At 57.0% G+C, this 10760-nt stretch carries 7 protein-coding genes; 6 read left to right on the forward strand and 1 reads right to left on the reverse strand.

The window, feature by feature from the left end; translation table 11 throughout:
• Window positions 1–92: 92 nt before the first annotated feature.
• From ACILRA_RS00465 to ACILRA_RS00490, 6 genes are all read left to right on the forward strand, one after another.
• Window positions 93–1211 carry an IS4 family transposase gene (locus ACILRA_RS00465; protein ID WP_395660116.1) on the forward strand — a complete coding sequence of 373 codons (1119 nt, stop codon included), beginning with the start codon at window positions 93–95 and terminating at the stop codon, window positions 1209–1211.
• Window positions 1212–1591: 380 nt separating this feature from the next.
• Entirely contained in the window at window positions 1592–3649 is a 2058-nt protein-coding gene (locus tag ACILRA_RS00470; protein WP_395660117.1) for a hypothetical protein, read from the forward strand.
• Window positions 3646–4743: an OmpA family protein gene (locus tag ACILRA_RS00475; RefSeq protein ID WP_395660118.1), complete on the forward strand. Its 1098-nt coding sequence runs from the start codon at window positions 3646–3648 to the stop codon at window positions 4741–4743. Before ACILRA_RS00470 ends, ACILRA_RS00475 begins: the two co-directional genes overlap by 4 nt.
• Complete coding sequence (locus ACILRA_RS00480; protein ID WP_395660119.1) at window positions 4740–6083, forward strand: EH signature domain-containing protein; 1344 nt, start codon at window positions 4740–4742, stop codon at window positions 6081–6083. Before ACILRA_RS00475 ends, ACILRA_RS00480 begins: the two co-directional genes overlap by 4 nt.
• Window positions 6076–9189 (forward strand): DEAD/DEAH box helicase, encoded by a 3114-nt coding sequence (locus tag ACILRA_RS00485; RefSeq protein WP_395660120.1) that lies wholly within the window; start codon window positions 6076–6078, stop codon window positions 9187–9189. Before ACILRA_RS00480 ends, ACILRA_RS00485 begins: the two co-directional genes overlap by 8 nt.
• Window positions 9190–9214: 25 nt before the next feature.
• Window positions 9215–10084 (forward strand): ASCH domain-containing protein, encoded by an 870-nt coding sequence (locus ACILRA_RS00490; protein ID WP_395660121.1) that lies wholly within the window; start codon window positions 9215–9217, stop codon window positions 10082–10084.
• A gap of 327 nt (window positions 10085–10411) precedes the next feature.
• Here the strand turns inward: ACILRA_RS00490 and ACILRA_RS00495 are convergent, their stop codons facing one another.
• Complete coding sequence (locus ACILRA_RS00495; RefSeq protein WP_395660122.1) at window positions 10412–10684, reverse strand: hypothetical protein; 273 nt, start codon at window positions 10682–10684, stop codon at window positions 10412–10414.
• Between the last annotated feature and the right edge of the window lie 76 nt (window positions 10685–10760).

Below are 10760 nucleotides of genomic sequence, written 5' to 3' on the forward strand. Positions count from 1 at the left end.
ATGCTGTGACCCATAGTACTCGACACGTTTGAATAAGGCGTTGAAACGACTCACAAAAGGGATTCTTTGTCAGCAAACGAAGGATCGCCTTGATGCAGAATGCATTTTCAGACGCCTTATCCAAGTTGTTAACCCAGCACATCGCGCTGGCTCAGACAAGACACGAAACGCTGACTTGGCTGGCGTTCATGATCATGCGCCAAGGCACGATCTGCCTGTGGCGGCTTGCCGCCTATGTCGACACGGTTGCTGAGATCGATTCGGTGCGCCGTCGGTTCTATCGCTTCTTTCAGCATGTCGCATTGGATGGGTCCCTGACAGCCCCTGTGATCGTTGGACTTCTGGGGCTGCGTGGAAAGCCTTGGGTTCTCGCAATGGATCGAACCAACTGGGAGTTCGGCAAGACCACGATCAACATCCTCATGATTTCAGTCATCTGGAACGGCATAGGCATTCCGTTGATCTGGGCGCTACTGCCAACTGCCGGGAATTCGAACACGCAGGCGCGTACGGACCTTCTGGACCGGCTCCGCGAAGCCATTCCTGACATGAAGGTCTCATCACTGATGGGCGACCGGGAGTTCATTGGCGGCGCGTGGATGGCCTATCTCTCCAAGGAGAAGATCCCTTTTGTTCTTCGGCTCCGCGAGAACCAGCATTTCGTTCGCGACGGCTTCGCCACGTGGACGATCACTCAGATCGCAAAGGGCCTCGGCAAGGGTGAGAAAATGATCCTGAAGGGCTGGTGCAAACTTGGTCAGCATACTGACGAGGACTCTCCGGCGGTCCGGCTTGTCGTCATGCGTTTGCACTCCGGCGAACTCCTCGCCCTCGCTTGTTCGGCCAAACCGAAGCATGCGCTCGCCGCCTATCGGCAAAGATGGACAATCGAGACGCTGTTCTCCAATCTCAAGACCAAGGGCTTCAATCTGGAGGACACGCACATCACGAATGCGCAGAAGCTGTCTACCCTGTTGGCTGTCCTCGCCCTCGCTGTGACACTGTTCGTGAAGACCGGGGTGGCCTCGGAGCGTATCCGTCCTGTCCCTGTCAAGAAACATGGCCGCAAGGCCTGCTCGATCTCTGCAATTGGCCTCAGCGCACTCCGCAAAATCGCAGCAGCAGCAGAGCCCGATCAAGTAATCGCGTTCCTGCAGCACCTGCTCTCACCGAAACTTCCCGTTAACCAATTGAAACCGCTGCCGTTCTGAAGGGGAGTCGAGCACGATGGCTGAAGAGATCATACCACCCACACGGACTTCAGATCGGCCAACGGCTGATTGCTCACAGCACAATACAGACATTCGTTGATACGGTCATCGCAGGCTTTACGGAATGAATTATTGCATGATTTGTTCATCGCAATATCTGCGGCTCGTCGCGTGACTTTTCGTGACTTTAATTCAGTCCTGCCTTCAGCACCCTGGTTGGGGACAGATTTCTCTTACAGACAATTCCTAACATTAAATGTCTCGCTACTCCATAAAAATCGGCCTCCCTTGACAGTTGCAGCCTTGCGAACGCACAAAGTGGAACATTTCATCAAGGGCTGAAACTACGAAGATCGGTCCGGTTCCGTCGGGAGATATGTATGAATTTTGAACTTGGAGTTGACCCTGGCCTGATGCTGAAAAACGGCATCATCAGCTTGGCAGAGCTACTTACCCTTTCCGATAGCGCCCCCGGATACTTTGCCGGGCTGTTTCTTCTCCTGTCAATCATTACGGGGTACTTCTACTGTTGGCAGACACTTCGCCAGACGGCAGCAATTGCGGCACTCGATGCACGGGTCCGGAAGCATGACGGCATCACCGCTTTTGCAGAGGGTTACAATGAATTTTTGGCCGGAGTGCGCGAAGACTTCCAAGCCAATCATTATAGGAAAGCTGTGTGGAAGGCCTTCGACGAATTCATTGAGACGGTAGTGATCGACGATCTGGATGGGCCACCTAGACTCCGCAACTCGATCCGCCCCACGAATTTTTTGAATGTCGACGACCTTGAGTTTGGTCCGGGCATCTATCGTATCTTGCCGAACTTCTTCGTCTCCGCTGGCCTCTTAGCAACATTTCTTGGCCTCGTTGCAGCTCTGCACCAGTTCTCCCAGTCCATGAATACCGGATCCGGCGCAATGGATCAGGCCATGCAGGGCTTCATGCAGATAGCCTCAGCCAAATTCGTGATGTCCCTCGTAGGCTTATTCTGCTCCATCCTCTTCACGATCATTCTGCGGTTGCGGCAGAACGCGATAGAGGCGGCACTCAACCATCTTTGCCGCAGCATCGAGCGGCGCCTGGTTTTTGTTAGCCTCGAGGACATTGGATTCCGCCAGTTGCGTGCTGCAACCGAGCAGCGCGAACACTTACGCGAAATTGGTTATGGGATGGTGGCCGAGCTTACAAAGCCACTAGAGGCATTGCCTGATCGGATCACCGGTGCCATTGCTGAAAGCATGGACCCGATCTTTCAGAAGGTGTCTTCGATGGGTGCCAGCAGCATGGAAGGCATGGTTGGCGATCTGTCAAAGCAGTTGTCGCATTCTGTCGGATTTTCACTTACGCGCGCCAGCGAGGCTCTAAGAGAAGCGACGGATCGGATCGGCCTTATGGTCGACCGAATAGACGGAAGCCATGCCCAGGCGGGTAATGGTTTGCGTGACGCAGTCGACCAGATAGCCCGCGTTATGTCGGAGATGCGCGCTGAGGTGGCTGCAAGTGGCCGGACTGCAACCGAAGTCATGAACAACGGGGCCGATCGCCTGCTTGCGATCATGAACGACACGTTGAGGGGTATCCATGAGAATACCGGCCAAGGCGCAACTGCAATGCGCAGCGCCGCTGAAGAGATGCGACGAGCAGCGGAAGGTTTCCGCGATACGCTTGCCAGCGCCAGCGAGACCAGTGCTGAGGCTGCGCGCCAACGCATGGCCGCCAGTTCCGAGGAGGCAAGCCAAGCCATCACAAATGCCGGCCGCTCTCTGCTCAACAGCTTCAACCAAACCAGCACCGATATTGCAAAACTCGGCACCGAGATGGGCGGTGTGATCAGTGATGAACTGCTGTCGCAACTACAAGAAGTCAGTGGACATCTGTCAGAATTGGCCCATGCCGTGCAAGAGGGCGCTATAGGTGCACAGAAGGCAGCGCAGGGCATGACCACCGGTGCCGATGCTATCAACAATGCGTCGGCAGGTTTTCGGGGAGCCAGCCAGACGCTTACGGCTTCGTTCGAGCCAATCCGAGCCTCGCAGGAGCGTGTCGATGTCACACTTCGTCGTGTCGGCGAACTTGTGGAGACGGTTTCGGAAACCTTGATGCAGAACTCCGCCACAGTGGCAGAGAATGCCGCACATGTTCTTGAAACCGCGCAGACAGCACTGGGTACAGAACGAGAGGGTATTCGCCGGAACCTGGAGGCCACGCGCGCGGTGATCGCTCAGTTGTCCCACGAAGCCGAACGGCTGGACCAGATCGACTCCATGCTTGGGCGTGCCCTTACCCTTTACAACAACCAACTTGAAACAGCTCTCGGCAACGCCCAGGACCACGTTGTCAAGATGCGAGACACTCTCCAGCCAGGTCTTGATACATTGCTGAACGTTGTTGCACAGGCGGAACGGTTCATTCCGCAAAGCCGGGGTCGGCCATGAGGGCGCAGGCCAAACAAGTTCGACGCGAGGAGGAGGACGAAAGCGCCTTCGTCTCGATGACGGACATGACCGTGGGGTTTCTCTTCATCATGATGATCCTGCTGGCATTCTTTGCCAGCCAGGCAGGTGAAACGGAAACCGTCTCTCGAAGCCGCTTTGATGACATGGTGGCGCAACGCGATGTTTGGCGCGGAAAGGCAGAAAGTCGTGCCGAGACCATCACGCATCTGGAGGCAGAGCTAAAGAAGGCGAAGGACGTGAGTAAGTATCTGAGTGAGCAGCTCGTCCAGATGCAGTCGGAACGCGACAACTTCAAGGCTCAGGCAGCGTCATTGATCGACCGCAACGAACAGCTTTCCAGACTGATTGTTAAACTCAATGCAGATGTCGCAGATCTCAAGAAACAGATCGAGGAAAAAAACACAGAGATTGCTGGCCTGCGTGAACAACTCGCCAAGCTCAAGCTGGTTGATCCGCTGGAATCATACCTTGCTAATGTATCGAAGGCCCGGCGCGAAGTCCTAATCCGCCTCCGAGACGCCATACGTCAAGACTTCAAGAACCTAGAGGTCGAGCTCAGCGAGGAAAGCGATGCGTTGCGCTTTCAGGGCGAGGGACTATTCATCGAAAGTGAATCATATCTGACACCCGACAAAGCCGCAATTGTTTCGCGCCTCGCCGAACGATTAGACGAAATCCTACCCTGCTTCACCCTCGGCCCGGCGTCACGTTTCGATGTAGGTTGTAACCCCGCATTCGCCATGGTGGAGGCCGTGCAGATCGAAGGCCACACGGATTCCAGTGGTACCGACGAGGTCAATCGCAACCTCTCGACCGCGAGAGCCAATACCACCTTTTTCACCATGACAAATACCGCAGAAGGCCTCAGGCAACATCGGAATCTGAAAAGGCAGCCGGTACTATCGGTCGCGGCTTACGGTCCCGATCGCCCGGTCGAGACAAATGAAACTGAAAAAGGCCGCGCAACGAACCGACGGATCGACTTGCGCTTCATTATGGTGACCCCACGCGACACCGACGGGATCGCACTGATCCGTGACGCATTTCAGGGTTTGGGCGAGGTCAGGCAATGATGGAAAGTGAGCCAAAAAAGCCGCGCGACAGTGCACGTACTTTGCTGGCACGGCAGAAGCCTCTGACCGCTCGCGTTCTTCCGTCGTTAGACGGCATCGGACGTTCGATCGAAAAAATCCTCGCGCGCTGGCCCGATATCGTCAGCTCACCCCCAGAACGCGACCGTGAAGCGCTCGCGCTGAGCATGCTCTTCCGGATACAGAACAACAAGTGGACGGATATCACAATACAGCGCGTCACATCTGCCGCCATCGCAATCTTTGACGAAGACCGGCGAAGGCGCCCCGACCTCTTACCGGCACGAAAATTCTACCTCGGAGAAATCGCAGCGTCAAAGCCAGGTCCCTTTCTTGACGGGATGGTCGAAGTCTATATTGACAGTTTCGACCTCGAAGGCGAGCACACGAAGCTCTTGGCCGATGCATTGAGCGCCAGAAGAGCTGATCTGGGGGGGCGGCTGCAAAAACTGCACAAGATATTGCAGAGATTGTTCAAGCCTGATGCTGCGCCACTAGACTTGGCCCGCATGATGCTAGAGGCTGAAGATAGCTATGCGGCCATGATAAGCAATGGTTTGACTACCCCACATGCTTCGGGCCTCGCCCGGGCTGCACACAAAATCTTTCTCCAGCTCCTCGCTCCTGAACTGGACAAAGCGGAGGCGCGAACGAAGCTCTTCCACTGGCTGACGCCTGAAAATGGCCCCGTCCTGCAATCGGGTGCGGGTGCTGCTGTCGAAGCCCTGCTGGCACCCTGGCGAGACCACCCGCCACCGGCAGCCCTGCGCAACGAACTGTCCGAGCGGATCATTGCCGCATGGAACGACCCACGTCTGCATGCAGGTGGGATATGGTCCGGGTTTGATCCTGCGCTTCGTGCCATCTTGTTACAGTGGTTAACCTATCAGGACATGAAATTCTTCTGCGACATGGTCACGGCCACGCAGAACAGTCACATGTGGCCCCCCCGCCGTGATTTCTGGCTGAAGCTGCACAAAGACAACATGATTGATGAAGCTTGGGTTGCCTTCGGAAGCGACGCCCGGCGCTTTGCCCAGCAGAATCTGTTAAGTTCAGGGCGTACAGACGCGGTCAAGCGATTTGCACTACAGCCCGATCGCGGAGGCAGCACGTCTTTACTGATCATGAGGATCGGCAACAAGATCGTCGTGGATGGCTGCCACAGCTACAAGACGCATATCTTTCGCCAGGATGATAAGCGCGCCCCCAAGCTTTACGAACGCGTATACCACTGCGATAACATCATGAGGGCCTCGACAAACTCAAAGTCACATAATCCAATCTATAACTGGTCGCAGTGGGTTCTTCAGAATGTCTGACCTCCCTCCACGTCACACCATCACCGAAACTGGCATCGAAATCCGCTTCCCAAAGCCACGACAGGGTCTTCTGGTTGGTTTGTTTTCCAAGCCACTGGAACGAAGCTTCACAAGCCTGGCGTCGCCCGACCGAGATCTGCTTTTCGCGCTCGGCGACTTACGAGCTTGGAACGACACTCATCCGGGTGAGGTGGTCATAGCCGCAGACCATCTGCATATCTCCCACGATGCGGCAGCAAGCCTGTCTGCGCCCTCGGCCGAAGCCTTGGGATTGCCGCGCACCATCGATCTGATGCTCAGGACTGACGTAACCGGAGTACTGGGACGTCCGGATTTCAGGCTGCATTACGAATGGTCACGCCAAGGTCGCCGCGAGACCCCCAAGCGGACCGGCTCACTCTTGAGTACGTCAGAAGGCCCCAGGCGACTGCCGCTATGGATGAAGCGTATCCTTGACCTGGCGGATCACTTCGATCCGACCGAGCCGATAGAAGGCCATTGGCGTGCTCTCAGCGAATTCCGTCGGGCAATTGAACCGGAGTCCGCCATTAGCGCGGAAATGCCCGCTAACCGAACGATGGCCGGGCTGTCGATGAGCGCGTTCTTACGCGGCCTCGAAGTCCGGATCGCTGACTGCTTCTCCATCTCGCCGGACAAGTCCCTCAGTCAATTTGAGGTGGTACCATTCTCAACTGAGAGGTTAGCAAGCGCTGGGCTAATCGAAGATGTCTCAGAGGACAACGCTGAGTTGGCCGGTGAAGCCTTGGCCGTTTTCCAGTTCGCTCTGCACCAGCGCGGAGTAAGGCCCGCCTACAGTCTTGGCAACAATAATTATCTCGTCATCGACAAGGGCGCCGAGCCGATCCTCGAAGAAATGGTGCGCGTCCAAAAGGCACCACGAGACGAACGCCGTGCCTTCATCAAAAATCCGCGCGTATTCGTCACAGAGGCGGTCAATCGCCACCTGTCCGCGACAGGCCAGCTCGACGAGATCGATGATATTCAGCAGGCGGAGATGGTCGAGGCCATCGCGGGGCTGACCCTGATCGAAAGCCGCGAATATTCCGAGCGGGTTACGGGGGTTGTAGTCTACAAACGGACCAACGATATGGGGGAAGCCAGCGGAACAACCTGGTTGCCGGAGGCCTTCGCAGAGCACCTCGTCGAGGCCATCAGATTGATGCCCGAACCGGAGTTGCGCGCCCTGCGCGATCACATGGCGGCGGTTTTGGAAGCCGAAGCGGGATCGACAGCTCTCATCGCCGGCGAAGAGGTGCATGTCACCGTTTCACGGCTGACCGCGATTGAGGGCGAAATCCAGCGACGCGAGGCTTCGCCGGTGCCGGAAGAGATCAAAACTGAGGGACTGGGCAATGATGGGCCGATCATTCTCGAGACTGAAGATAACTTTGACGAACTGAGGTGGGAGGCGCGGCTGTCGCCCCGGGTGCCCGCCATTCCGGTTGCACTGCCTGCGATGATCCGCACACCTTTGCAAGAGCACCAGAAAGTCAGCTTCGATTGGGCGATGGAGGCTTGGACAGCTGGTCTTCCCGGCATCCTGAACGCAGATGAGCAAGGTCTTGGCAAGACGTTGCAGACCATTTCATTCCTCGCTTGGCTAAAGAACCACATGAGGCAACCCAGTGCCACCAATCGCGGCCCGATCCTTGTTTTGGCACCGACATCACTGCTAAGGAATTGGGAACAAGAGGTCGAAACCCATGTCGAAGGACCGGGTTTCGGAACACTCGTACGCCTTTATGGCTCGTCGCTTGGGTCACAGAAACGCCGTGATACACGCGGCACCGAGACCCAATCTGCCGTTCCGCAGCTAGAGCTGGGCTGGCTGGACGAGGCTTTTGAGGATGGTCGCGCCCATCGCTATTGGCTGTTGGCTACCTATACGACACTCGCCAACTATCAACATTCGCTCGGTAAGATCCCCTTCTCGGCCATGGTCATGGACGAGATCCAGAACATCAAGAACCGGGCCACGCTTGCTTCCAAGGCTGTCGAAGCAATGAACGCAGACTTCCGCATCGGGTTAACCGGCACACCGATCGAGAATGCAGCCATTGACCTCTGGACAATCATGGATCGCATCTCTCCTGGTTCCCTCGGTTCCGGATCCGAATTCAAGGCCAGGTATGCGACTCCGGACATCGAAAACATGGCCGAGCTTCACAGCCGCGTCTTCAAAGCCCGGGGCACAGTTCCACCGCTCGGGCTGCGCCGCCTCAAGAGCGAAGTGGCCCGCGACCTGCCAGCGAAGCGGCGTTTTCTTCACCCACGGCTGATGCCCAAGGCTCAGGCCGAAGCCTATGATCTGGCACAGCTCAAGCTCGCGAACGGCGGCCCGGGTGCGGCACTTAAGGTGTTGCATCACATCCGCTCTGTTTCTGTCCATCCTGGCGCGACTAAGACGCTGCCACCGGGGGAGTTTATAGCCCTCAGTGCCAGGCTTGATGCTGTCATTGATATCCTGCATCGCATCAGGGATGCAGGCGAGCGGGTCCTGGTGTTCATCGAACATCGCGATATGCAATTCCGCTTTGCCGAGCTTGTCCGGCACTTGTTTCAACTCGAAAGGATCGATGTGATCAACGGTGACACGCCAATACCGAAGCGGCAGGAGATCGTGAACCGCTTTCAGCGCCACCTAGCCACGGATGCCGGCTTCGACGTGCTGATCCTCGGTCCGAAGGCCGCCGGCACAGGGCTAACCTTAACTGCCGCAAACCAAGTCATTCACTTGTCCCGCTGGTGGAACCCCGCTGTGGAAGAGCAGTGCAACGACCGTGTGCATAGGATCGGCCAATCGAGGCCGGTCTCCGTCCACGTTCCGATGGCACTTCACCCTGAGCTAGGTGCCCAGAGCTTCGACAGCCTTTTGCAAAGCTTGATGCAGCGCAAGCGCAAGCTTGCCGAACAGGCTCTTTGGCCCATGGGAGACAGCCTCGCTGATGTGGCAGACCTCACCGCGGCGGTCTCGAAGACTACCCGCAGCCACACCATCATCGCCGATAGCATGGACGATCTTTTTCGACGCGATGGCCTGCCCGCCACCACCCCGGACGCCCATGGTGCGTGGGAATTGACGTGATCAAGCGCTGCCGAAGGAAGATCGAATGACCGTCGCTCGCGGCCTCATCATCGACACCCCATGGATCGACCACATCCTCGAAGGTCGCAAGGACTGGGAAATGCGATCTCAATCGACGTCCGTTCGCGGATGGATCGGGCTGATCCGCAAGGGCAGCGGCCAAGTTGTGGGCCTTGCAAAGTTAGTGGACTGCGGCAAAGCCCTGGAGCAAGTTGACATGATCGCCACCCAGGATCATCACCGCATGCCCGAGCGCATGATCCGAAGCGGCGACGTCGCAAAATGGGTTGTGCCCTGGAAGCTAGCTGACATCCTGGCCCTCGAGCGGCCGCTGCCCTACGATCACAAAAGTGGTGCAGTGATCTGGGTCACGTTGTCAGAAGATGTATCTCGCCAACTGACAGAGCTGATCGCAGAGTGCAGGAGTGCTGATTCCGGTCCGATGCAATCTCCATCGCGGACCGTGACCAAAACGGTGGAGATATCTATATCGCGGTCCGACGAAGCCATGAGGCTGCGGTCCCCTGCGGCCGCGCCCCCTACCAGAGCACTTTTGGACCAGAGTCGCCGTGTAATTGGGCGTGCACGCCTCACTTTGGGAAATCTGAACAACTATCATTTCTACCTTACGAATTTCCTCGACGCCTTTCCGACAGACGCCATAGGTGGTAGGAATGCGAGTGAGGTTGCGGCCAAGACATTGAGCATCGACTGGGGTGGACCTACCCGCGAGATAACCGACATTGATCGATCGAAGAAATTGTTTCGGAAGCGCAGCTGGGTACGAAAATTTTTTGCTGCATCTAAGGCCCGAGAGGGTGATACGATCGTAATCAGCTTGACCGGGCCATATGAAGTTCATGTGCGAGTCGAGCGAAACCTACATATTGGATAGCAGTATCGTCGTCCCGATATCTTTGTCGACGATCGAGAGGTTCCAAGCGGGAGGAGCTGATCGGAAAGAACTTGCACGATCCAGGAAACGACTTTCCGCGCATTGTGGCAATGATCAGCAAGGGGGACCCGGACCCATGAAGCGCGGGAACCGCTGGAGAAGCCGCACGGTGGGGCGGATCGAGCGCGGTGGTGGGAATGGCGGCGAACCCGTCCGGAGCCCGCCAGGCTGGCTTGAGACTTCGCCGGCCGGGCATGGCCGGAATCCCGGTCATGTCATCCGGGGTGCGCGCGGGTTCTGCGGCGCTGCCGGCACATCCCTTCCCTGCTATGATAAGGCTGCAACTGGCTCAGTCTCGCCCGCCTCCGGCTCCGGCGCCGCCGGATCGACCAGCTTCGACGCCGTAATCAGCGCGACGGCGAGCTCCTGCCGGGAGACATCGCGCTGGGCGGTGAGCGTAGCGATCTGAGCGTTGAGCGCGCTTGCCTGAGCCTCAAGGCTGGTGACGGTGAACATCATCCTTGCCTTGAGAGTGTCGAGTTCGGTCCCGGTGATACCGAGACTGGTGAGGGTGGCGAGGAGTTCGGGCTTCAAGTTCATGCGCGGGTCATCCCTGTGATATATTCAAGCTCGTCAAGAGGTGCGGAAAGAACCCGCCACAGTGAGTGTAGTTGAT

The sequence above is a fragment of the Aestuariivirga sp. genome, from assembly GCF_044239095.1.
Classification (GTDB): Bacteria; Pseudomonadota; Alphaproteobacteria; order Rhizobiales; family Aestuariivirgaceae; genus Aestuariivirga.